The sequence below is a fragment of the Paenibacillus sp. FSL H7-0690 genome, assembly GCF_037980415.1.
GTDB classification, from domain to species: Bacteria; Bacillota; Bacilli; order Paenibacillales; family Paenibacillaceae; genus Paenibacillus_AQ; species Paenibacillus_AQ odorifer.
In genome coordinates this window covers 4,946,658-4,970,551 of sequence record NZ_CP150281.1, presented here as the reverse complement: position 1 = coordinate 4,970,551, position 23,894 = coordinate 4,946,658, and the positions used below count along the sequence as shown (strand labels likewise).

Below are 23,894 nucleotides of genomic sequence, written 5' to 3'. Positions count from 1 at the left end.
TTATATTATTCCTAATAAAGACATGCTATAGTTACACGTGGTTTATGGGGTAGATAATAAATGAATATGTCAGGTAATATGACTAATTTGATATTTTAATTAAATGTTTTTAAAGAAAAACAAACTTTTGTGATGAGAAAAACAAATGAATAAAGCGATTTAACATTTTTATGTTATAAAATATAACTTATCATGTAGTTGATTCCGCTTACATTAGAGATTTTTATCCCTATAGTGGATGAATCTTAACCTTACGATAATGAAGTCTGTTTTCTATAATAAGAAGTGTAAAGCACATCAATATATAGGGAGGGTCACAAGAAATGAAAAAAAGTATGACTTTGCTATTGTCCCTGATTTTCGTATCATCAGCTTTACTGACTGGTTGCGGAGGCAACAACAATGCGTCTTCTAACAAAGGAGATGGAAACGCTACCGCGACTAACTCAGCCGCTACAAATGCTCCAGCAACAGAAGAACCGGTAAATAACGAGCCATTTGAAATGACGATTCGTCACACTCAAATCGGTGCAGACAAGCAGAAACGTCTGGCTATTCTCGAAGAAGTAGTTAACAAAGTACAAGAGGATGTACCGGGTCTGACCTTTAAACTCGATGGGGTAGATTCAGATGTAAACCGTAAAGAAAAATTGCGTGGTGAAATGGCTGCGGGTAATCCACCGGAAATCTTCGATCTGTTCGGCAGCCCTGACTCCAAGATCTATGCTAAAGAAGGTAAATTACTTGACCTGACTCCAATCCTTGAGGAACTTGGAATTAAGGATAAATTCTCAAATCTTGATCCTTTCACTTATGAAGGAAAAATCTATGGATTGCCAATCGGTGGTTCTGGTGAAGGTTTCTTCTATAACAAAGAATACTATACAAGCAAGGGCTGGAAGGCTCCAACAACATTTGCTGAATTGGAACAACAATTGGCTGATATCAAGGCTGATGGAAAAGTACCTTTGGCTGGTGCATCCAAAGCTGGTTGGGTACCACTTATGTTAGCTAACCACCTGTGGTCACGTTATGCAGGTCCGGATGTAACTGCTAAATTTGCAACAGGCGAAGCTAAATGGTCTGATCCAAATGTAGTAAAAGGATTTGCGAAATACAAAGAATGGGTTGATAAAGGCTACTTCAAAAAAGGCGAACTTGGCTTTGAATATGCTGAATACACAACACAATTCACTAGTGGTGAAGCGATCCTGCTGTATGATGGTACTTGGAAATCTTCCGTATTTAAAACGGGCCAATCTGGCGAAGGTTTGATCGGTAAAGTTGGATTCTTCAACATCCCAGCAGTTGAAGGCGGAGCGGGTGACCAAACTGCATTGATGCGCGATGTGAACAATGGTTATGGTTTCTCTGCATCTGCTGAGAAAGATCCACGTCAATTGGCTGCTGTGAAATCTTTTATTAAAAACTTATTTAATGAAGAAATGCAATTGCGCGGACTTGTTGAAGATGGTGTATTGCCAGCAATGAAGATTGACCAAAACGTATTGAATGAGAATATTACTGATGATCTGATGAGCGAAATCGTAGGTGTACTTAACAACTCACAATCTTCGTTCCCAGCATTTGACTCTCTTGTTCAAGCTGATGTAACTACAGAAATCAGTAACATTCAAATTCAAAAACTGATTGGCGATCAGACGACTCCTGAGAAAATGGGCGAAGCTTTGCAAAAGGTACAAGAAGAAGCAAACGCAGCAGTTGAATAAATAGCTGCAAACTGAATGTACCCTGGTGCTAAATCCAGGGTACATTTTTAAAATCAAAGAAAATATTTGTTTGCACTTGATCTGAAGCATTCACTATTCGCCAGATGTCAAAGCAACCGGAGGTAGTCATGAATAAAGCATTAAGAAATCCAGTGGTATTTTTCCTTTTCGTTCTTCCAGCATTGATATTGTTCACGATGTTTTTCATTTACCCCATTTTTAGTTCTATTTATTACAGCTTTACTAGTTGGAACGGTGTATCGGAGACGGTTAAATCAGCCGGATTAAGTAATTATGAGAAAGCACTAGGAGATGAACGATTCTGGATATCCGTTAAAAACAACGGTTGGTTTATTCTTTTCTCCGTATGTATACAGGTACCGTTGATCGTATTCTTCTCGTTATTAATTTCTAATGTGAAGAAGTTAAAGGGCTTATATAAGACAGCAGTCTTTATGCCTTCCATTATGTCTACAGCGGTTATCGGTATTCTCTGGGGGTTTATCTATGAGCCCAACATTGGACTTTTTAATAAGCTCCTTAGTCTAGTAGGAATTAATCCTATTTACTGGCTGTCAGATGAAAGATTTGCAATGCTTTCTATTTTGTTGACGAATGCTTGGCAGTGGACTGGATTTTATATCGTTATGGTCCTAGCGGCGATTCTAGCTATTCCTGGTGAATTGGATGAAGCTGCAGCCATTGACGGCGCAACTGGATTTCAACGCGCTACTCGTATCACGCTCCCACTAATCGTACCGATCATCTCGGTTGTAATTATGCTATCCATTGCTGGAGCAATGAAAGCTGCGGATATCGTCATCGTTATGACTAAGGGGGGACCTGCAGGTTCAACCGATGTAATGGCAACATACATGATTAAATATGCGATCACGAACTTTAAGTATGGATACGGAAATGCCATCGCTGTCCTGATCTTTGCATTTACACTGGTGGTTACAGTCCTTTATCAGCTGCTGATTGCACGTCGTACAGAAAGGATTGAATACTGATGCCACGCGCCCTGAAAAAGAGTCTGCCACATATTGCCCTTTTATTCTATTTGTTAGTGATCCTGTTTCCTTTCCTATTCGTATTATTCTCATCTGTGAAAAAGGATAATAATGAGATTGCGCTTAATCCTTTTGGCATCCCCAAGGAATTCGTCTTCAATAACTACGTGGAGGCTTGGGTAAATGCCAAGATTAGTACTTACTTTTTCAACAGTTTGTACATTTCGATCCTTGCCTCTGTAGTGTCCATTCTGCTTGCGTCTATGTTTGCTTTTGCGGTTACGCGGATGCGTCAGGGGAAATGGAATACTATTTTGTTCTCACTGGTTTTAGTAGGAATGCTCATCCCGAATAATGCTTTAATGCTGCCGATTTATACGATTGTACGTAAGTTAGGAATACTGAACACCCACTGGGCGTTGATCATTCCTTATATCGCCAATGCGATTCCATTTACCATCATTATTTTAGCAGCATTTATGCGAAATTTACCTAGAGAAATAGAAGAAGCTGCGGTCATGGATGGCTTGAAGGCACCGGGTATCTTTGCTAGAATTATTGTACCTCTAACGGTTCCGGCTATGGTTACTGTATTCATTGTTAATTTCCTGGGAAATTGGAACGAGTTCTTGCTAGCTAACTACTTCCTGTCGAATGACGAGCTGCGAACGCTTCCAGTAGGTATGGTCCAATTCCGGGATCAATACCAGATGAACTATGCACAAATGTCAGCCGGTATCGTCTTCAGCGTACTGCCGGTAATTATCATTTATGCAATTCTTCAGGAGAAGATTATTGAAGGTGTAACAGCGGGCGGCGTAAAAGGATAACTTTATTCACAGTCAGGAGCACTAGCCGATGAATTTGCGCTATAAATTATTTACGGCATTTTTGGGCCTGATTATCATTCCTTTATTTATTCTAGGCATGCTTATGTTTTTTGTGACTTATAATTCTATTGAAAAAAAGTACAGCCAGCAGTCGGAATACTCACTTAAAGCGATTAGTTACAGTATTTCTAATGTATTAAAAGATATGGATAACGTTACAGACAACGGAATTGCTACCTCGGTGTTTCATATGGCCCTTAGTGCAGATGATCCTAACAACCAGGATTTGACTGATGCTGAGCAACTGAATCTGAATGCGAGCCAGCGCAATTTCCGTAGTCTGTTGTTTAATCATCCATCGATCAGTTATGCATTTTTGTACAATTTTAACGGTAGAGGTAACTCTGAAATCGTGTCGCTTTTTAACAAGGAAAATTTCCGAACGCTACCCTATGATACATTCAAAAAAAGTGATCTGTACCAGGAAGTTATGGACTTAAATGGTGTGCCGAAATGGCTGGCTCCTCACGAGTATCCCGAGCTTACGGGTACTGAACCTGTGTTTACACAAATTCGGCTAGTGAAGGAATTGAGCTTCTTTCAGAACATAGGTATCCTAGTTGTGCAGATCAAGAATTGGGAGTTCGAATCCATATTTCGCAATTTAAAAATTGGGGATAGCAATCAGGATGTTTCCTTTATGCTTGTAAATGATGATGGAATGATTCTTTTTGACCCAGATCAAAAGCTGGATGGACAGGACTTCCAGTCTTTCGCGGATAAAGAGATTACCTTTAAAAAAGGGTTTCAGAGTTTCAAAACAGAGTACAACGGGGAGAAAAGCATTCTTTCCATGTATCATTTGAAGGACTATCCATGGAGTCTGGTATCTGTGACTTCTTGGGATACGTTGTCTCATGAAGTTACAGTATTTGCTCGCTGGTTCGTCGCTGTGATTTTCCTTTGCTTATTGGCAGCTGTGATCTTCAATTTATTTTTTATGAACCGGATTACCGGCGGCATCGCTGTCATTGTTCGTTTTATGCGCCGGGTTGAAGACGGAGATCTGACCACTAGGGTAGAAGTTAAAGGGAATGATGAGCTAACGCTGCTTGCTAAGGGTTTTAATGACCTTATGGATAAAATCAATGGGTTGTTTAACAGAATTCATGTGGAGCAGCGTCGCAAGAATCAAGCTGAGATGCGTGTTCTGCAGGCACAGATTAAACCACATTTTTTATTCAATACATTAGAATCAATCAATGTTCTCGCTATACAGAATGAAGGCAAAAAAGTTAGTGAGATGGTCTACAGGCTGGCCAGTATTTTGCGAATCAGCATTCAGGATCGGGAAGAGATTACACTGGATGAAGAAGTTAAACATTTACGCAATTATTTGGATATACAAAAATTCCGCTTTGAAGATTTGTTCGAATACGAGATCGATATTCCGAATGAATTGATGAGTTGCGGTATCCTTAAACTCACGTTACAACCGCTTGTAGAGAACAGCATTCAACATGGATTTGAGGGCATTGATTACAAAGGTCATGTTTCTGTGAAAGTTTGGGAGAAGCAGGGGGATTTGATTTTACGTATTGAAGATAATGGTATTGGTATTACACCTTCTCAGTTGGCTATTTTTCAATATATTGTGAATGATCCTGTGGAGCAAGAAGTTAAGGCTGAACGGGATAACCGGATGAATCTTGAACGCAGAGGTCTTGGTATTCGCAGTGTAGCAGATCGCATCCGCATTGAATACGGTGACAGGTACGGAATATTTATCTGTTCTAGTCCAGGTCATGGTACTATTATCCAATGTGTCATACCTAAATACGAGCAGGGGGAAGATCATTATGCTAAAAGTATTATTGGTTGATGACGAAGCCCCAATTCTGAATAATCTGAACAGGGTGTTGCCTTGGCAGGAGATGGGGATGGAGGTTGTCGGTATGGCGCGAAGCGGAATGGATGCTTTGCGTATTGCCGAGGAGAAACAGCCTGATCTTGTGTTATGTGACATCCGTATGCCAGTGATGGACGGGTTAACTTTTATCGGTAAGTTGCGGGAGATGGGATTGGATAGCGAGGTGCTGCTTCTTACCGGATATCAGGAGTTTGATTATGCACGGGAAGCGATTCGGCTAGGTGTTAAAGAGTATATTTGTAAGCCGATACATTATGAAGAGCTTGGCAATAAGGTACGGGAGATTGGGGCTAAGATCCGTAGTAAGCAGTTTAAGAATAAACTGTATAATAGCATTCCAATTTTTCAGGAAATCCCTGAAGGTGAAGATGATTCTGGCAAAAAAACACCGGATCAGCTGATGAACCAAGCAGCTAAGTACATCACAGAACATCTCCATTCTGATATTGGGATTGAGGAAGTGGCGAATAAGATCGGGATTAGTGGCAGTTATTTCTGTCTCTTATTTAAGAATCGTTTTGCTATGACCTTCGTGGAATACGTGACCCTACAACGAATTGAAGCTGCTAAGTTTATGCTAACTAACAGCGATAAGAGTATTACGATGATTGGCTCGGGAGTTGGCTATCAGGAGCGGCGTTATTTTACCAAGGTATTTCAGAAGCAGACAGGAATGTCGCCTAAGGAGTATCGCGACCGATGCCGGACCGAAGTGCAGTGAGGTTAGCTGCTGAGTGGTGAGGTTAGCGTCGCTCCAAGGAATGTTTGGACTTCCGGTCGCTGTTATCCTCAGATTTCTTGATTAGATACCGCTATTAGCGGTTGAAATCCGAGGATAAAGGCGAACGCTACGCTCCTACAGTTCCAAACTTCCTCTCCGTTCCTTCTCCCTCACCCCTCTTCGTAGTATAGGGGCCGTCCCACACCTGCGGATGTGGGCCTCTCTGGGAACACAAGGACTGATTGCCTAGTTAATTTAAGGCAGGAATTATCAACCAGCCTTTGGCTGTGATAAATGCGATTAAGGTACATAAGCTATGATTAATTAAATTTTTTGCCTCTATATAGAGGCTGAAGAGATGGTTTTCCTCGATTTTCGAGGATAATCGTCTCTTTTTTTATAGAAATATAATATGTTTCCTATACTCCCATAAATTATCATATGTTTTAATTAGAGTGTAAGGAGGATACACAAAACGTTAGGCAAGCAAGAGTAATTGGGGCTTAAGAATGGGATGATGGAGAATGGGGGAACCAAAAATGAGTGTGACGAATCCTTCCGTCAGCTTGTCAGAAGTAAAGAAACCAGGCAGGGGAAGAACGCCGAATTTTCTTAGAGTAATGAAGAAATATTGGGTGTTCTATTTGATGATGTTACCTGCGATAGTGATTCTAATCATCAATAATTACATACCGATGTTAGGGACGGTAATTGCATTTAAGGATATCAATTACCAAAAAGGGATTCTGGGTAGTGATTGGGTCGGGTTAGCGAACTTTAAATATTTAATCTCGACGGAGACGGCCTGGATCATTACGAGGAATACGTTATTGTATAATACAGCGTTTATTATACTGACGCTATTTTTTTCGCTGGCTTTCGCAATTATGTTTAACGAAATGCGCAGCAGATGGCTATCGAAATTCCATCAAAGCGCTATGTTTCTCCCTTATTTTCTCTCTTGGGTCGTCGTAAGTTACTTAGTATACGGCTTTCTGAGTGCAGAGCATGGGTTCATGAACAAGACATTACTCCCGTTCTTTGGGGTAGATCCTATCGAATGGTATTCACAGTCCAAATATTGGCCTGGGATTCTAGTAATCGTGAAGATATGGAAAGAGATTGGGTATACAACGGTTATTTATATGGCCGCTATTATTGGAATAGATAATGAATATTATGAGGCTGCACTAATTGATGGAGCTTCTAAATGGAAGCAGATTCGAAAAATCACACTGCCGCTAATCAGCCCAGTTATTATAGTAATGACGCTGCTGCAGATAGGCAGGATTTTTAACGCAGACTTCGGATTATTCTTTCAGGTTACGAGAAATGCAGGAGCGTTATACTCGACGACGCAGGTTATCGACACATATGTATATCAAACCTTCCTCGCAATCGGTGATATAGGAATGTCTTCAGCCGCGGGTCTCGTTCAATCTGTTGTAGGATTTCTATTGATTTTCTTAGCGAATCTAGCAGTGCGGCGAATCAGTAAAGATGATGCTTTATTCTAAAGGGAGGTGGGAGTGTTGAGCCAGACAGAAACAGCAATAGGGTCGTCACGGCGTACAGGGAAGCGCACAAAACGGCAAAGACAACCCAATGAAATATCTAATATATCTAATTTGCTAATTAATATATTCTTTTGGATATACACAGCGATTTGTGTGGTGCCGCTGATCCTCGTAGTTATTGTATCGTTTTCGGACGAGAATTCCGTTATCCAGAACGGCTACAGCTTTTTTCCTAACAAGTGGGATATTTCTTCTTATGAATTTCTGTTAAAAGATTATTGGCAAATTATCGATGCAGCTTCCGTTTCGTTATTTGTGACTGTGGTGGGCACGATTCTGAGTCTTATCATTATGGCTATGTACGCTTACCCTATCTCACGTGGAGATTTTCCACATCGTAATTTCTTCTCATTTTTTATGTTTTTTACAATGTTGTTTAATGGCGGCCTTGTGCCTTGGTATCTGGTCTACACGCGAATGATGCATATGAAGGATACGTTATGGATTCTAATTATGCCGCTGCTGGTTTCTGCTTTCTTTGTTATCATCTTACGGACCTTTTTTGCCAATACCATACCGCCAGCTTTAATCGAATCTGCTAAGATCGATGGGGCACCAGAATTCCGGATCTTCGTTCAAATTATTTTGCCTTTGTCTATGCCAGTGTTAGCTACAGTAGGTTTGTTTCAGACCCTGGCCTATTGGAATGATTGGTACCTTAGTTTGATCTTTATCTCACCCGAAGGTCATGTCAATTTACAATACCTAATGTATAAGACGATGCTGAATGTTCAATTCCTGACAGCAAGTCCTCAGGCGATGGCTGCCTTGGCTGCACAGGGTGTAGAAATCAATATTCCAACAGAAACGGTAAGAATGGCGATGGCTGTTATTGGTATCGGACCTATCGTGTTTGTATATTCCTTCTTCCAGAAGTATTTTATTAAAGGGCTTACCGTGGGTGCTGTCAAAGGTTAAGGACGATTGTAATGGCTTAATTCGGCCGCTTTATGCTAAGGTGTGAACGGCCGATTCAGCATATATAAATATTTTGAGGGAGGTTATGGTGTATATGAAAGCTGTTAGAAAAAGCGCACTAATGACACTATTGCTAACGATGGTACTGAGTCTTAGTTTAGCAGGCTGCGGTGGGAATAACGGGAATAATGAAGCAGCTTCACCTGCTCCAAGCGAAAATGCAACCGCTACCAATGCTGCTGCTACGGATGAGCCAGCCGCGGATCCTACTGCCGAACCGGCAAAAGAATTGGAGCCTTATACCGTCAAGTTAATTTATGTCGGTGCCGTGCAAAAGGATGAAAAAGCTGTAGAAGATGAAATCAATAAGTTATTGGAACCTAAAATCAACGCCAAATTGGATATCGCACCGATCGATTGGGGTCCATGGGACAATGATGTCAATCTGAAAATTGCGAGTCAGGAAAAATTCGATATCATCTTTACAGCTCAATGGAAGAACTACGTAACGAATGCAGCTAAAGGCGCTTATCTCCCGATTAATGACGATAGCGGCAAATATGGTAATCTCCTAAATGAATACGGCCAAGGAATTCTAAAAAATCTGGATCCACAATTCTTAAAAGGTTCAGCGATCAATGGTGTGAATTATGCTGTTCCTACAAACAAGGAGCTGGCTGCACAAGGTGGGGTTGTCTATCGCTCCGATATTGCGGATGAACTGGGCATCGATATGTCGAATGTGAAATCCATTCAAGATCTGGATGCAGTTCTCAAAGTAGTGAAGGAGAAAAGACCTGACCTGACTCCATTGTATTTCAAACAAGGTGAGACCTTTAACTCACAATACATGGCACAATACGATACCCTTGGTGATGCTGCCATTCCTGGTGTTCTGCTTAAAGATTCCTCAGATACTAAGATTCAATCGATGATTGAGATGGATCGTTATAAAGAAATCATTAAACTTACTCGTGAGTATATGAAAAAAGGTTACATTAACAAAGACGCAGCTGTTGCTACGAATTCGACTCAGGATGCAATGAAGGCTGGCAATGTCTTTATGACAGTGCAATCGCTTAAACCGGGTAAAGATAGTGAGCTGGCTAACGCTACCGGCTTGGTTGGCAAGCTGAAACAAATTGCATTCAATGATCCAACGATTTCTACAAGTGATGCTGCTGGATCGATGCTTGCGATCTCCGCTTCCTCTGGTGATCCGGCTCGGGCCATGATGGTGCTAGATATTCTGCACACAGATAAAGATATCAACAATCTGCTTGTTTTCGGTATAAAAGGTGTGCACTATGAAGTCGTAAGTGGTGATACGATCAAAGCTACAGATAAAACAGCTGATTATAATACGGCTGCAGCTTGGATGCTTGGAAGTCAATTCCTGAACCCCGTGTGGGAAAGTGAAGCTCCAGACAAATGGGAACAATTCAAAGCCTTTAACTCTAAAGGTAAAGCCTCTGTAGCGCTTGGTTTCAACTTCGATGCCTCCTCAATGAAGACTGAAATGGCTGCTTGTAAAGCTGTAATGGATGAATACGACATCAGCTTGGATACGGGTTCTGTTGATCCTGATACCGTACTGACTAAGTATGCTGATAAGCTGAAAAAGGCAGGGCTCGATAAGATTATTGCAGAGAAACAAAAACAGCTGGATGCTTTCCTGGCTGCGCAAAAATAAAGCGAAAATGAATTCAAAAAAGGCTCTCCCCGGCAGGCTGATTTAGCCGGGGAGAGCCTTTTTATGATAGTACTTAGCGGAAGGAGCTGTCTATTCGCTTTGCGGCTTGAACAGCAAGGGTCCAAGCCAGTTCAGGAGTTAGCTCGCCTTTTTCAGCTTTGGTCAAGTATTCGAGCATGCTTGTCTCCACGTCAGCATGATGAGGGCCGTAATAGGTGGGAATTACTGCTTTTGCTGCTGACGAAAGGGTCAGACCAAGCTCTGAATTAGGAAAATAAGGATCATGCAGATCGTGGATTTCTGGGTCATCATAGATTTCGGGGGTGGAAGGGAAAGCCCCTTGTACCTTGAAAGAAACCAATTGCTGCGTTGGTTCGGTTAGCCATTTAATAAGAGCAAAGGATTCATCAGGATGATTACCTGTCTTTGGTAAGGTCAGAACGGAGCCTCCGCGATTAGCGCTGTTTTCTGGGATTTGTGTTACATTCCATAAACCGCTGGCAGTTGGAGCACTGCTCTTGATATGACCAATCATCCAAGCCGGACAGAGCATGACTGCAAAATCTCCGTTGAGCAGGCCTGCACCCCAGCGTTGGGTATCCACTGCAATACTGGCGGACAGATTTAGCTTAAGGGCTTGAATTGAGAAGTCCCAGGCTCGTTTGACCGCTGGATTATTGTCGAGGATCAATTCTTGCGTTGTGGGACTGTAATATTGAAGCTTGGACTGACGTAGAAGGGTGAGATAGAGGTTCTCCAAGTCATTTACAAAAGCTTTTCCTGTTCTCTCCTGTACTTTGGTGCCCGCTTCAAGGAATTGATCCCAAGTTTGGATTTCTTTAGCCACTTCCTCTGGTTTAGTAGGGAGGCCTGATAATGCGAATATATCCGTTCGATATAACATGGCATAGGGTCCAATTTCCGTTGGTAATCCGAAAATAAAATCATTACCCAGCACCTCCTGCCACTTCCAATTCAGAAATTGGTCCTTCAGATTGTCAGCTTCAAAGGTTTTTAGATTATAAAAATAATCAGGAAATTGTTTGAAGCGATCTAAATAGCTAATATCAATGGCAGCCACATCCGGCGAACTATATCCAGCTGCGAACGAGGTCTGTAGCTTGGCTGGAAGCTGCGTGGAGGTGGAGGTCTGAATATGAATCTCTAGCTCGGGATGTTGGGATTGATATTGGTCAATGAGCGACTCAAGACCTGATCCAGCAGTGAGCCAGATGTTCAGCTGTATCGGGTCTTGTAAAGCGGTATCTTCCTTGGAAGGGGAGAGCTGACAACCACTTGTATTAAGTAACAAGCCAAATGTTAATAGGACAGTAATCAACTTACCATTTACATTCAAGAGAAACACACCTCTGCTTTATTTGTTGTGCTTCTGAAATTCCTGAGGAGTCATCCCCATGTATTTCTTGAAAATGAGACTGAAATACGCAGGATCCTTAAAGCCTACTAATTCGCTAACCTCATATACCTTGAGAGTAACATTCTCTAATAATTCAGTAGCTTTTTGAATACGAAGTTTGGTAAGAAAGCTAGAGAAAGGCTCCCCTACATCATCTTTAAACAATCGGCCGAGATACGTTGGATTCATATACAGTTCGTCTGCGATCATTTTGAGGGAGAGATTTTCTTGGAGCCGGGAATTCATAACCTCAATCATCATAGAGATTACCCTGCGCGTTGCCTTTACTTGTAGTTGTTCAGTGAGCTGTGGAGAAGCCGAATGCATGGAGAGGTCTCTGAAAAAGATAACGGATGGCGTACTCTCTTTTTTGACCTGCTGACAAGCTTCCAGACTCTCATGATAGGCGGTTGCGAGCGCCCCCAATTGATAGTGAGGGTTGGAGACCCCTGCACAAAATGGCGATTTCAGAATGCCCGATAGCTTATGCAGCAGCTCTTGTGTCAATACCTCATCAACGCCGTTAGGCTGCTCAAGAGGATAGAATAATAGCATGATGGCTTCCTGCTCCTCTTGAATGCCAACAACGTTGGCGTACAGCGCAAAACATTCTTCTAATATATTTATAACTGCTGCATACATGGCTTGTTCCGACCAGTTCTGAGGCATGCCCACTCCAAGATGGTTTACGGTTACGACTACAAAGGAATGAAAAGGAGGTATAAGTTGTTCTTCAAAATAGGGCAACGGGATGCCGTAAAGAAGATCAGATAAGCGTTTCTCCCGAAGGTTTTTTTCTCTTAGCTGCGTTAATTGCCTCTGCTGTTTCTTCAATTGAAGACGTTCATATACGCCTGTTGCGACTTCAAGAATATGTTCTACTGAATTTGGTTTAACCAAATATTCCTTTACACCATAACGGATGGCTTGACTGGCATAGGTGAAGTCCTGATAACCTGTGAGCAGCACGGTTTCAGTGTCTGGATAACATTCATGGATATGCTTAGCGAGTTCCAGCCCATCCATGCCGGGCATTCGGATATCGGATATCACCAGATCAACCATATGCTCTTTTAACAATTGCACAGCCTCTAAACCGTTCTCTGCCGAGCCAATAATGCTAAAGTTGTGATTCGCACTTCCCAGCATTTCTGACAGAGAACGGCGAACAAAACTTTCATCGTCCACGATTAACACATTCATCGTTGTGCCCCCTTAACTTTGATCATACTGTAATGGAACAGTGACCTTCACAAATAAGCCACCAAGCTCGCTTGTTGATAGCTGTAGACCAAATTCCTGTCCGTAGATTAGCTCTATGCGATGATTTAGATTAGATAGTCCAATTCCGGTATGAAGCAGCTTCTCCGGATTAACCTCACCGCCGACTAATGCGTCTGCCATACTTTCCTCGCTCATGCCGTCCCCGTTGTCTTCTACAGTTAACACCAGAGATGTTCCTTCACTATAGGCGCGTATGCGAATTAGCCATACTTCCCGAAGTGTGGGTTCAAGTCCATGAGTAATGGCATTTTCGACAAGTGGCTGAAGGGTTAATTTCATAAGCTGGCCATTCATAACCTCAGGATTTACAAAAAGATCAATCTGCAATTTGTCCTCGTAGCGCAGCTTCTGGAGAAAAATGAATCGTTCTAATTGCTTTAAATCCTCCTCAACTGTAACGAATTCGGATCCGCGGTCAATACTATAGCGGAGCAGATCACTTAGAGCGAGTACCATTTGGGACTCTTCCTGCATGCGCTTGTTGGCGAGCGACCAATAGATTGTATTCAAAGTGTTATAAAGAAAATGCGGGCGGAATTGCGCTTTGAGTGCTACGATCTGAGCTTGCTTTTCACTAATTTGTTTGCTGGATAGGTCAGCTATAGTATGATCCAGGTTTTGGAGCATCGAATTATAGCTTGAATAAAGGATAGCCATTTCTTTGTTCATGGTTGTTTTTACAAAAGGTAAAGTAGTTCCCCGTTCGACATTGCTCAGCTTGGTTGCCAGATTACGAAGGGGCTTGGATAGGGTCCAAGAGAAAAAGAAAGTGAATAGTAGGGCAGCACCCATCCCCAGCAGGCCAATTAAAATAATATTCCGGCGAATCGTATTTAAATCTTTAACAGCGTCTTTAGAATCAATGTAAGCAAAAACGCTCCACTCGCTATAGTCGGAATAGGCATAGGATACGAACAGATTGCGTGAGTTTATTTTTTGTGGAACGATTCTGGCTTTATGATTGCTGAATTGTTTTAGAAGCCCGTCGTTCATATAGAGTCCAATTTCTTTTGGATCTGTGGAATAGACAATGGTATTAAATGAATCAACAACTTGGATTTTCTCGTTTTTGCCGAGGTGAAATTGGCTGACAGCGTTATGGATAACCTCGACAGGGAGGACAAGAAACAGGGTTCCTAACCGGTTTAGATCATTCCAATCATTAATTTGTCTGGCTCCCATCACCACAGGGATATTACCGTTCTGCCATACATCTACACCGAACCAGACCATTCGGCCTTTATTCTGTGCTATAGCCGGAAACCAATAAGCATCGCGGATTTCCTTTTCGCTGTCCCAGATGACCTTTAAGGAACTGCTGTTGGTATACACCTGATCATCGGACAGACCGAGCAGCTTGAACTGGATGTCAGAGTTTATGGAACGTGTCTGTTGATCTATGTAACGAGTAATTTCCATGGCGTCTGTACGAGGTGAACGTGACAACGCTAAGTCTCCCAAGGTTTCTTGAATCAAGGGACTGAACATGATCGTAGAAGAAAGCTTATCGTTATCCTGAAGAATTGCGTCCATTTTACCTTGAAGTTGCTTGACGGATTCCAGGATATATTGGTTGGAGCGGTTTAGAACAGCTTGAGAGGAAGAGCGGTAGGACAAAAAAATGGTGAATCCTACGATGGTGAAGATGATTAGAGAGAAGCCCATGATTAATTGAACGAGGATGGAGATTTTTTTGGACATGTTATCCCTCGCATGTAAAAGATATTCTTCCATACATTGTAACAAAAGCAAATGAAAGCGAATATAGTCAGACGAAAAATAAACATATTTATAGAAAAAATCTCATTTTTTTCAGGGGAAACAGCGTGGTTGTCCAACAATATTTAATACAGCGTTAATCTTTCTTTACTTAATAATGAAACTTTTTATGGTGGCATGCGTCTAATACTATGTTTGTTATGACGATCGTGGCAAAAGCTTTTTGCCGCCCTACCGTGGGTGGCAGCATTTTGCGGGGAATATAAGAGGAGTATGAAAAAGACAGAGACCTACTTATATTTACAAATAGGAGCAGAGGAGTTATATCATGGATTTGAAAAAGTTAACGTTAGTTGCTGTTTTGGCCGTATCTCAGGCCGCCGCGGCAGTGCCGGCTTTTGCTGAAGCTGTCAATAATACCCCAAGTAATACTACTGTAGTTGGGACAGTTGTTTCAGCTGCGCCGGAGGTAATGCCAGAATCTACTGATCCATTGCCGCCATTGCCGACGGAGACGCCAGGAGGAGTAGTGTCACCGACACCAACACCTACTCCAATTCCTGCAGAGACAGTTGATCCTACGGCTACTGTTGAACCTACAGCAACAATTGCACCTACTGCAACACCGCTTCCGACTGCAACACCTGGAGTTACTACAGAACCTACAACAACAGATGGTGCTCGTGCTGCGGCTAACAGTCAGCTTATTCTTATGATGAACAGCAACAAAATGTATCAGAACGGCCAGGAATATTTAGCTAATCAGCCTATGGCAGTGAAAAACGGCGTATCCTACGTTTCGATCCGGGCTATGGTAGAACGTGTAGGCGTGAAATACGTTTATGATTATAAAACGAAAGAAACCATTGTTACCAAGGGAAGCGACGTTATGCGCTTTAAGACCGACAGCAAGGTCTATACAGTTAATGGTGAGAAGAAGACGATGAAAGGTCCAGCTTACCAATACAAGGGGACTTTCATGGTTCCATTGACATCCATAACTGGAGCACTGGGCATTCCATATACCGTTGATAATGTGCAAAAACGAGTAATCCTTACATTAAACAACAAACCTAAAGCTTCCTTTACAGTGCCAACTGAAATTTACGCCGGTGAACCAGTGACCTTCGTAACCTCCAGCTCGTCACCAAATGGTGTAGCTATTGTGGATGAAAGCTGGGGAGGTAACAAGCAGGATATCTATGATCAACCAGGATATTATGTAGTAACCTATTCCGTAATGGATGCGAATCAACAGTGGAGTGATCCTTACACCATGACCATCACAGTGCTTAAACCTAATACACCTCCAGTTGCTAATTTCACTACAGACAAGGATTCATACAAGATGGGTGAAATGATTACTTATACCGATCTAAGTAGCGATCCTGATGGTGATGAAATTACCGTAACTTGGACGAACAAGGCCGAGGCTTTCTTTACTCCGGGTCCAGCGACAATTGCTGTCCAAGTAAAAGATTCACATGGCGCGATCAGCACGTTTGAGAAAACCGTTAATATTTCGGATGAAATCTTGTACAGTAAAGAAGATTTCAACAGATTATTTGCATCTCCGGGCAGTGTGTTTAGCATCGATGGATCAATGGTTCCGACTTGGCAGCAAGTAGCTTATAATCTTTCTTCCGAGCCTTATAAACTAATTCGCAGCAACAGCCCAGAAACGGTGTATACAGAAGGTGTTACTTACCGTGAGACTTCATTGGGTAAAACCCGCTTCTTGATTCACCACAAGAATAACCTGAATATTAAAGCTAAAGTGTATGTGATTGCTACGAATAACAATTTGTACCCAACGACGCTTACAACCGAATATGTGGGCTTTGCAGGACCAAGCACATATCCTGAAGGTACTGGTAAAATGTCTGTAGAACGTTATTGGAAATCTATGCTTACAAATGAGCATTATAAAACGATTGTTCTGCAACCAGGGGAAAGTGTCTCAATTCTGACTGATCTAAACCAAATTGCTATGAAACCAAGTGAAATTGTTTCACTTCAAGCGGACTTATTTAGTGATTATCCAATCGATTATAATGTCATGTTGATTGATGCGAATAAAGATCCACTGACTACACTTCCAACACTTCCAGTTCTGGATCGAGACGGAGTGCATAATCGGGGAACTTACGAAGATTCTACTCGTATTATCACGGTTACCGATGAGGTAGGAAAAACTCCTGCAAAACTTCTGCTAGGCGATAATTCCAGTGATAAGAACCTGGCTGGCGTAGACCCAATGGCAGGTACGGAAGCATCCAATGCCGGTAATTTCGGGGTATTATACAAGATCAGATTCGAAAATGTTGCACCAAACTCATTGATTACGTTTAATCCACGTGGCGGTAACTATATGGGGCCGGTTATGGTTAATAACCAAATCGTGCATATGCCAAGCGTGGGAAGTCTCTCGAACGCTGACATGAACAGTGTGGTTTATCGTAGTGGTGAGTATGGAGGTTCTGTGGAGATTTTGTTCACAGCAGCTTCAGGCAGTAACTTGCCGGTCAATTTCCTCATCACTCCACTTCCAGCAAAGAAATAACAAATAGGAATATCCCTATAAGCTCTATTGGGGAATTATCTACAATAAAGGCCCGGCTGAATATTCCGTAAGGGAATACGCAGCCGGGCTTTTGTTTAAATATAATAATTCAGAGGTTGCGTAGGGGCGCTTCATGGTGCTTCATTGACGGGGCATTTATTTTGGGGCATTATTAAGAGAGTGAAATATAAATGAACTGATCTTATGGGAGATGAGCGTATGCTGTCGACAGAACAAATATTAGAAGTCATGTCGGGGCAAGGACTGCGAATCACCGACCAACGCAAAACGCTTGCCCAGTTATTCGGCGAGAATAAGGGATATTTGTCAGCGAAGGATGTATATGAGCATATGGGCCGTAAGTATAGCGGACTTAGCTTTGATACGGTGTACCGCAATCTTCGTGTAATGGAAGAGCTTGGTGTGCTTGAACAGATTGTCTTTGAAGACGGAGTGAAGTTCAAGGGAAGCTGCAATCATCAGGATCATCACCATCATATGATCTGCCTTCAATGCCAAAAGACCTACCCGATTAATTTCTGCCCGATGAATTTAACGGATACACCCGATCAATTCCGGGTAGTCAAGCATAAATTTGAGGTGTTCGGTTATTGCAAAGAATGTGAAGAGAACCGGGAAGAAGAATTAGTTGCAGCATCAGATAAACAAAAGGGACTTTAGAAATGGTGACCCTACGCAGAACGATTCAGGCGCCTATTCGGGTGTATCGCAGGTACATTTCCCCTATTAAACCTGCAACCTGCCGCTTCTATCCAACCTGCTCTGCCTATGCCCTGGAAGCCATTGAAGTCCATGGTCCATTGAAAGGCTCATGGCTTGCAGCTAAGCGGATTGCCAGATGTCATCCCTTTCATCCTGGAGGACTTGATCCTGTGCCGCCTCTTCAAGATGAATCTGCTGAGAAGGATTCTGCCCCTGCGACTTGACATGGGGCCTTACCATTGGGTATATTCACAAGTAATAGTATGAATTCCGAAGAACGGATAAGTAAATCGTTACGTCCATTACAGAGAGCCGGAATATGCTGAAATCCGGTATGGAGCGTTAGATTGAATATGGTCCGGGAGGAACTGTGTTCGAGCGGGAACTGCAATTGTGGTTCACGTAAGATAACAGCGTGATCCAGCGTTAATGGACAGTTCCCGCGAGGGAACTGGCGAAGCCTGCGCTCTGTGAAGAGACAGGAAATTTGGGTGGTATCGCGTGAGTTATACTCTCGCCCCATTATGGGGGCGGGAGTTTTTTGTTTTTTAATAAGAAAGGATGATTACTGAATGAGTGAGAAAAAAACGTTTTACCTAACGACACCAATTTATTATCCAAGTGACAAGCTACATATCGGACATGCTTATTCAACCGTGGCAGGAGACGCAATGGCCCGTTACAAACGTCTGCGCGGCTACGAAGTGCGTTATCTAACCGGTACAGACGAACATGGACAAAAGATCGAGCGGAAGGCAGAGGAAGCAGGAAAGACCCCTCAGCAGTTCGTAGACGACATTGTTGTTGGTATTAAGGAGCTATGGCGTAAGCTGGACATTTCGAACGATGACTTCATCCGTACTACGGAAGAGCGTCATAAAAAAGTGGTACAGGATATTTTTGATCGGTTGCTGCAGCAAGGAGACATCTATAAAGGTGAATATGAAGGCTGGTATAGTATCCCAGATGAAACCTTTTACACAGAAACGCAATTAGTTGATATAGTGCGTGATGACAACGGTGTGATTACTGGTGCAAAAAGCCCAGATAGCGGCCACCCGGTTGAGCTGGTGAAGGAAGCAAGTTATTTCTTCCGGATGAGTAAATATGCGGATCGTTTGCTGCAATTTTACGAGGAGAATCCAGAGTTTATTTTGCCGGAATCCCGTAAGAACGAAATGATTAACAATTTCATCAAACCCGGACTGGAAGACCTTGCAGTTTCCCGTACAACCTTTGATTGGGGCGTAAAAGTTAAGGGCGACGAGAAGCATGTCGTGTACGTGTGGATTGATGCTTTGACTAACTATATTACTGCTCTGGGTTATGGTTCCGAGGATCGCACCTTGTATGACAAGTTCTGGCCTGCGGATGTACACATCGTTGGTAAAGAAATCGTTCGTTTCCATACCATTTACTGGCCGATCATTCTGATGGCGCTTGGTGAACCCCTTCCGAAAAAGGTATTTGCCCATGGCTGGTTGCTCATGAAAGATGGAAAAATGTCGAAATCTAAAGGTAACGTAGTTGATCCTGTGACACTGATTGATCGTTATGGCTTGGATGCATTACGTTATTACCTGCTGCGCGAAGTACCGTTTGGTTCGGATGGCACGTTCACACCGGAAAGCTTTGTAGACCGGGTTAACTATGACCTTGCCAACGACCTTGGTAACCTGTTGAACCGTACAGGGGCTATGGTTGAAAAGTATTTTGCAGGCGAGATTCCGGCATATGAAGGAAATGTAACAGCATTTGATGGTGAGCTTCAAGCTGCGGCTGAGAATACTTATGCCAAAGTAGAAGAAGCTATGGAAAAAATGGAGTTCTCCGTGGCGTTGACAGCTATCGGAATATTCATTAGCCGCACCAACAAATATATCGATGAGACACAACCTTGGGTGCTTGCCAAAGATGAAAATAGAACCGCCGAGCTGGCTTCTGTGATGAGACATCTGGTGGAAGGTCTGCGTACCGCTTCAATCCTGCTGCAGCCGTTCTTGACACAAACACCAGCGAAGATCTGGGAACAGCTGGGTATTGAGCCTGGTGAGTTAACGACTTGGGATAGCGGTAAGACCTTTGGCCTGATTCCGGCAGGAACAAAGCTGGTGAAAGGCAATCCAATCTTCCCACGTCTGGATGTGGAGCAAGAGGTAGCTTATATTGCCGAGGCTATGGGCGCTGGTAAAGCTGCGGCTGAAGTGGCGGAATCGGCTGCTCCTGCTGCTGCGGACTCCGAGCCAGTGGAAGAGCATAAAGAGGAAATCGGCATTGACGATTTCGCTAAAGCAGAGCTGCGGGTAGCTCAGGTTATTGCTGCAGAGCCAGTGAAAAAAGCTGACAAGCTGCTGAAGCTGCAACTGGATCTGGGTTATGAACAACGTCAAGTGGTTTCTGGTATCGCGAAATTCTATACACCGGAAGAGCTGGTGGGACGTAAAGTGATTTGTATCGTAAACCTTAAACCGGTGAAGCTGCGTGGGGAGTTGTCCCAAGGGATGATTTTGGCGGCTTCTAAAGATGACCAGCTAACGATCGCTACCGTGCCGGACAGTATGCCAAACGGAGCAGTAGTGAAATAAGACAATACTGTTGTAGAAATTTTTTAATGAGGTTGCTTGAACAAGGGAATGCTCCTTCAGCCGGGTTGGTTGTGGGAGCATTCCTTTTTTATAAAGGACGATACCGTCTTTCTTCTGAGTGAGGTTTCTTTGTTGACTTATCGTAACGATTACTATTATACTACTAATAGTAAAATTTACGATTTGAGGGGTAGATCAATATAATGGCGGCAATGAAATCACGTATAAGTTTGCTCGTCCTTGCACTGGTACTGGTATTTACACTAAGTGCATGCGGACCTAAGAGCAGTGGAAGTATAGTTGAAGGGAAAGTAAATGTAGTTACAACCTTTTATCCTATTTACGAGTTTGCTAAGGAGATTGGCGGGGAAGATATCAATGCTATTAACCTGCTTCCAGTGGGTGTGGAGCCACATGATTGGACACCGCGCAGTCAAGATATTATCAACACTTCTAAGGCACAGCTATTTCTATATAACGGTGCGGGCTTAGAAGGCTGGGTTCCTAACTTTTTAAAAGGCCTTGATAGCAGCAGTAAAGTTAAGGCGGTTGAAGTAAGTCAAGGTATTGATTATATCATGACCGATGAAGATGACGGGCATGATCATGGGGCAAGTGAGGAAGAGTCTCATCAAAATGAGGACACGGATCATAACAGTAATGCCTCTGTAGACAGCCTGCATACAGACCCGCATACTTGGGTAAGTCCAAAATCAGCCATTGTCATGGCTCAGAATATTAAAGAAAGCCTTCAGTCCGTGGATCCTGAGCATAAAGAAGGTTATGAAGAGCGTTACAATAAGCTTGCGGAACGTTTGCAGGCGTTAGACAGTAAATTCAAAGAGGAGCTTGCTAAGCTGCCCAACCATAAGATCGTAGTATCACATCAGGCTTTTTCTTACCTTGCCCGTGATTATGGATTGGATCAGCATGCGATTATGGGACTTTCGCCAGACGCTGAGCCGCGCGGACAGGATTTAGTGAAGCTTGCGAAAATGGTAAAAGATGAAGGGATTAAGTATATCTTTTTTGAAGAGCTTGTCTCCGATAAACTGGCTAAGACTCTGGCCGCCGAAGCGGGCGTTTCCACTATGGTGCTTAATCCGGTAGAGGGACTTACTGCGGAGCAAGAGAAGAACGGCGATAATTACTTCACTCTGATGGAGAAAAATTTGCAAAATCTGATTATGGCCTTACAATAATAAGGAAAGTATAAGGGAAAGGCGGTACTTAAGCATGCAATCGGTATCCTTGGACTGCCATCAGCATATCATCGATATACAGGATCTTTCTTTTTCATATGGGGAACAGAAGGTGATATCGAATCTTAACTATAGTGTAAGAGAACGAGATTTCCTTGGTATCATTGGTTCTAATGGTGCTGGTAAAACAACATTGATGAAAATGATCGTCGGCTTGCTTCCAGCGAGCTCTGGTGAAATTAAATTATTCGGAACGCCTGTCCGCAAGTTTAAAGACTGGGAACGGATCGGATATGTTCCGCAAAAAAATGCCTTCAACCCATTGTTTCCAGCAACGGTGCGTGAAGTAGTTCTGTCAGGTCTATATAATAACAAGAATCTGATCCGCAGAGTATCTAAGGCTCAGCATCGTCAATGTGAGGATGCACTTGAAGTCATGCGGATACAAGATATTGCGGAGAAAAGAGTAGGCCAGCTGTCAGGCGGTCAGCAGCAGCGTGTTTTTCTGGCTCGGGCGCTGATTAACCATCCTGACCTGCTGATTTTGGACGAACCTACCGTGGGTATTGATGCCGAATCACAAGCGGGATTCTTTGAATTAATTACCCATATGCATGCTCATCATCATATGACCTTCCTGATGGTGTCGCATGATATCGACATGATCAAAAATTATTTAGGTCATGAGCCCGTGCAGACGAATGGTAAAATCAACTTTTACTCCCGCCACTCACATGATCTCCAGAATTGCACAGAAGAGAATCTGCAGCACACGCTCTCTTAAGTCATAATTAAACTCTGAGCAGAGGTTTGCCTCTGTTCTCAGTGCATACATAACTTGCGTGTGGAAGTTAGTCAGTAGACAGGGTTTTTACTAGGAGTATTTCGACCTTGTTCCTATTTCTTGTTTTCTCTTATCTAAGCACCGCCAGTCTGCAAGCGTGTCCCTTTAGGGACGAAAGCGATCTTTCCCCAACCTAACTATGTTCAGTAACACTAACTCCTACGCTAGTTGCACTTAACGGGTGTCCAGAGGGCAGAGCCCTTGGGGCCCTCCCTTGGAAGGGAGGGTTTGGGAGGGATCGAAAAAGGTTTGAAAAAGGCTTTAAAATGGTTTGAGTTTTGTATGAAGGAGAGTTTAAGTTGGAAATACTATTTAGCGATTTTTTTCAGCGGGCGCTTGCGGGCGGACTGCTGATTGGTATAACAGCGCCGCTTATAGGCGTTTTTCTTGTGCTTAGACGATTATCCATGATCGGAGATACGCTGGCTCATGTTACTATAGCGGGGGTGGCACTCGGTTTTCTAACAGGATTTTATCCGCTGGGCGCAGGCCTTATCTTTGCAGTGGTAGCGTCCTTCGCGATTGAAAAGCTTCGCAAGGCTTATAAGAGTTATGCGGAGCTGTCGATTGCCATTATAATGTCAGGCGGAGTGGCGTTGGCTTCACTCTTTTTCACCTTAGGAAAAGGGTATAATGCGGACGTAATGAGTTATTTGTTCGGCAGCATTTATACGCTCGATAATACCGATTTGATCGTTGTAGGCATAGTGACTATAGCTGTTGTAGTGGTAGTTTCGATGTTCTTTAAAGAGTTCTTTTTGCTTAGCTTTGAAGAGGATGCAGCAAGTGTAAGTGGGCTTCCGGTGAAACTGCTTAACATGCTGATCACCATTCTGACAGCACTTGTGATTAGCACAGCCATCAAGATCGTAGGCTCGCTGTTGGTATCTGCTTTGTTGACTATTCCGGTCGCAATCAGCTTATTGCTATCCCGTAGCTTTAAATCCTCGGTCATCCTGGCGGTTATTATTTCGGAGATTGCCGTTGTAGGCGGACTAGTGGTAGCTGGAGTCTGGAATTTGGCTCCCGGTGCAACTATTGTGCTTTTGCTCATATCATTATTGGTATTAACCTTGATCGGTAAAAAGGGATTGCCAGCATAAACAGCGAATTAAGTAATCGGTATCACATTAGGCAAGCATAAA

General features: G+C 42.9%; 18 protein-coding genes and 1 other annotated feature. Of the genes, 15 read left to right on the top strand and 3 right to left on the bottom strand.

Annotation, left to right across the window (positions count from 1 at the left end; genetic code table 11):
• Window positions 1-323: 323 nt before the first annotated feature.
• The 8 genes from MHI32_RS22000 to MHI32_RS21965 all read left to right on the top strand — a co-directional run bounded on the left by MHI32_RS22000 (window position 324) and on the right by MHI32_RS21965 (window position 10,412).
• The gene (locus MHI32_RS22000; protein ID WP_076129628.1) at window positions 324-1,730 is read left to right on the top strand and encodes an extracellular solute-binding protein; all 1,407 of its coding nucleotides are present in this window, start codon (window positions 324-326) and stop codon (window positions 1,728-1,730) included.
• 128 nt (window positions 1,731-1,858) lie between these two features.
• On the top strand, window positions 1,859-2,743 hold the full coding sequence (locus tag MHI32_RS21995) for a sugar ABC transporter permease (protein ID WP_036682917.1): 885 nt from the start codon (window positions 1,859-1,861) through the stop codon (window positions 2,741-2,743).
• The gene (locus MHI32_RS21990) at window positions 2,743-3,573 is read left to right on the top strand and encodes a carbohydrate ABC transporter permease (protein WP_036682912.1); all 831 of its coding nucleotides are present in this window, start codon (window positions 2,743-2,745) and stop codon (window positions 3,571-3,573) included. Before MHI32_RS21995 ends, MHI32_RS21990 begins: the two co-directional genes overlap by 1 nt.
• 28 nt (window positions 3,574-3,601) lie before the next feature.
• Window positions 3,602-5,455 (top strand): sensor histidine kinase, encoded by a 1,854-nt coding sequence (locus MHI32_RS21985; RefSeq protein ID WP_076129629.1) that lies wholly within the window; start codon window positions 3,602-3,604, stop codon window positions 5,453-5,455.
• A complete protein-coding gene (locus MHI32_RS21980; protein ID WP_036682908.1) occupies window positions 5,433-6,224 on the top strand; it encodes a response regulator in 792 nt (263 codons plus the stop codon). The genes MHI32_RS21985 and MHI32_RS21980 overlap by 23 nt, the downstream gene beginning before the upstream one ends.
• Window positions 6,225-6,748: 524 nt before the next feature.
• Window positions 6,749-7,741: an ABC transporter permease subunit gene (locus MHI32_RS21975; RefSeq protein WP_305953563.1), complete on the top strand. Its 993-nt coding sequence runs from the start codon at window positions 6,749-6,751 to the stop codon at window positions 7,739-7,741.
• 15 nt (window positions 7,742-7,756) lie between these two features.
• Entirely contained in the window at window positions 7,757-8,719 is a 963-nt protein-coding gene (locus MHI32_RS21970) for a carbohydrate ABC transporter permease (RefSeq protein ID WP_235219483.1), read from the top strand.
• Between the two features lie 94 nt (window positions 8,720-8,813).
• The gene (locus MHI32_RS21965; RefSeq protein ID WP_076193080.1) at window positions 8,814-10,412 is read left to right on the top strand and encodes an ABC transporter substrate-binding protein; all 1,599 of its coding nucleotides are present in this window, start codon (window positions 8,814-8,816) and stop codon (window positions 10,410-10,412) included.
• 73 nt (window positions 10,413-10,485) lie between these two features.
• Here MHI32_RS21965 and MHI32_RS21960 read toward each other — a convergent pair whose 3' ends face one another.
• Genes MHI32_RS21960 through MHI32_RS21950 form a run of 3 tightly spaced genes read right to left on the bottom strand, consistent with a single transcriptional unit; the run spans window position 10,486 to window position 14,814 of the window.
• Window positions 10,486-11,769, bottom strand: coding sequence for an extracellular solute-binding protein (locus tag MHI32_RS21960; RefSeq protein WP_076306152.1), 1,284 nt, complete (start codon window positions 11,767-11,769; stop codon window positions 10,486-10,488).
• An 18-nt stretch (window positions 11,770-11,787) separates the two neighbouring features.
• Window positions 11,788-13,032 (bottom strand): response regulator, encoded by a 1,245-nt coding sequence (locus MHI32_RS21955; protein ID WP_076184175.1) that lies wholly within the window; start codon window positions 13,030-13,032, stop codon window positions 11,788-11,790.
• Between the two features lie 12 nt (window positions 13,033-13,044).
• Window positions 13,045-14,814: a sensor histidine kinase gene (locus tag MHI32_RS21950; RefSeq protein ID WP_076134511.1), complete on the bottom strand. Its 1,770-nt coding sequence runs from the start codon at window positions 14,812-14,814 to the stop codon at window positions 13,045-13,047.
• A gap of 346 nt (window positions 14,815-15,160) precedes the next feature.
• On the opposite strand from MHI32_RS21950, the gene MHI32_RS21945 reads away from it, so the two are divergent.
• The 7 genes from MHI32_RS21945 to MHI32_RS21915 all read left to right on the top strand — a co-directional run bounded on the left by MHI32_RS21945 (window position 15,161) and on the right by MHI32_RS21915 (window position 23,852).
• The gene (locus MHI32_RS21945; protein ID WP_076281382.1) at window positions 15,161-17,395 is read left to right on the top strand and encodes a copper amine oxidase N-terminal domain-containing protein; all 2,235 of its coding nucleotides are present in this window, start codon (window positions 15,161-15,163) and stop codon (window positions 17,393-17,395) included.
• A gap of 219 nt (window positions 17,396-17,614) precedes the next feature.
• Complete coding sequence (locus tag MHI32_RS21940) at window positions 17,615-18,076, top strand: transcriptional repressor (RefSeq protein ID WP_036682896.1); 462 nt, start codon at window positions 17,615-17,617, stop codon at window positions 18,074-18,076.
• A 2-nt stretch (window positions 18,077-18,078) separates the two neighbouring features.
• Window positions 18,079-18,342 (top strand): membrane protein insertion efficiency factor YidD, encoded by a 264-nt coding sequence (gene yidD / locus MHI32_RS21935; RefSeq protein WP_036682893.1) that lies wholly within the window; start codon window positions 18,079-18,081, stop codon window positions 18,340-18,342.
• A gap of 40 nt (window positions 18,343-18,382) precedes the next feature.
• Window positions 18,383-18,643, top strand: a binding site (T-box leader).
• Window positions 18,644-18,690: 47 nt separating this feature from the next.
• Window positions 18,691-20,703 (top strand): methionine--tRNA ligase, encoded by a 2,013-nt coding sequence (gene metG / locus MHI32_RS21930; protein WP_340010843.1) that lies wholly within the window; start codon window positions 18,691-18,693, stop codon window positions 20,701-20,703.
• A 203-nt stretch (window positions 20,704-20,906) separates the two neighbouring features.
• Window positions 20,907-21,905, top strand: a complete 999-nt coding sequence (locus MHI32_RS21925; RefSeq protein ID WP_248548416.1) for a zinc ABC transporter substrate-binding protein — start codon at window positions 20,907-20,909, stop codon at window positions 21,903-21,905.
• Window positions 21,906-21,939: 34 nt separating this feature from the next.
• The gene (locus MHI32_RS21920) at window positions 21,940-22,689 is read left to right on the top strand and encodes a metal ABC transporter ATP-binding protein (RefSeq protein ID WP_036682888.1); all 750 of its coding nucleotides are present in this window, start codon (window positions 21,940-21,942) and stop codon (window positions 22,687-22,689) included.
• A 359-nt stretch (window positions 22,690-23,048) separates the two neighbouring features.
• Window positions 23,049-23,852 carry a metal ABC transporter permease gene (locus MHI32_RS21915; protein ID WP_036682884.1) on the top strand — a complete coding sequence of 268 codons (804 nt, stop codon included), beginning with the start codon at window positions 23,049-23,051 and terminating at the stop codon, window positions 23,850-23,852.
• The last annotated feature ends 42 nt before the right edge of the window (window positions 23,853-23,894 follow it).

Bases quoted from the DNA above. Each gene is read 5' to 3' on its own strand.
- MHI32_RS21975 (WP_305953563.1), top strand. From the start codon at position 6,749: ATGGGGGAACCAAAAATGAGTGTGACGAATCCTTCCGTCAGCTTGTCA.
- MHI32_RS21990 (WP_036682912.1), top strand. From the start codon at position 2,743: ATGCCACGCGCCCTGAAAAAGAGTCTGCCACATATTGCCCTTTTATTC.
- MHI32_RS21985 (WP_076129629.1), top strand. From the start codon at position 3,602: ATGAATTTGCGCTATAAATTATTTACGGCATTTTTGGGCCTGATTATC.
- MHI32_RS21965 (WP_076193080.1), top strand. From the start codon at position 8,814: ATGAAAGCTGTTAGAAAAAGCGCACTAATGACACTATTGCTAACGATG.
- metG (WP_340010843.1), top strand. From the start codon at position 18,691: ATGAGTGAGAAAAAAACGTTTTACCTAACGACACCAATTTATTATCCA.
- MHI32_RS22000 (WP_076129628.1), top strand. From the start codon at position 324: ATGAAAAAAAGTATGACTTTGCTATTGTCCCTGATTTTCGTATCATCA.
- MHI32_RS21950 (WP_076134511.1), bottom strand. From the start codon at position 14,814: ATGTCCAAAAAAATCTCCATCCTCGTTCAATTAATCATGGGCTTCTCT.
- MHI32_RS21980 (WP_036682908.1), top strand. From the start codon at position 5,433: ATGCTAAAAGTATTATTGGTTGATGACGAAGCCCCAATTCTGAATAAT.
- MHI32_RS21945 (WP_076281382.1), top strand. From the start codon at position 15,161: ATGGATTTGAAAAAGTTAACGTTAGTTGCTGTTTTGGCCGTATCTCAG.
- MHI32_RS21940 (WP_036682896.1), top strand. From the start codon at position 17,615: ATGCTGTCGACAGAACAAATATTAGAAGTCATGTCGGGGCAAGGACTG.
- MHI32_RS21925 (WP_248548416.1), top strand. From the start codon at position 20,907: ATGGCGGCAATGAAATCACGTATAAGTTTGCTCGTCCTTGCACTGGTA.
- MHI32_RS21920 (WP_036682888.1), top strand. From the start codon at position 21,940: ATGCAATCGGTATCCTTGGACTGCCATCAGCATATCATCGATATACAG.
- MHI32_RS21995 (WP_036682917.1), top strand. From the start codon at position 1,859: ATGAATAAAGCATTAAGAAATCCAGTGGTATTTTTCCTTTTCGTTCTT.
- MHI32_RS21955 (WP_076184175.1), bottom strand. From the start codon at position 13,032: ATGAATGTGTTAATCGTGGACGATGAAAGTTTTGTTCGCCGTTCTCTG.
- yidD (WP_036682893.1), top strand. From the start codon at position 18,079: ATGGTGACCCTACGCAGAACGATTCAGGCGCCTATTCGGGTGTATCGC.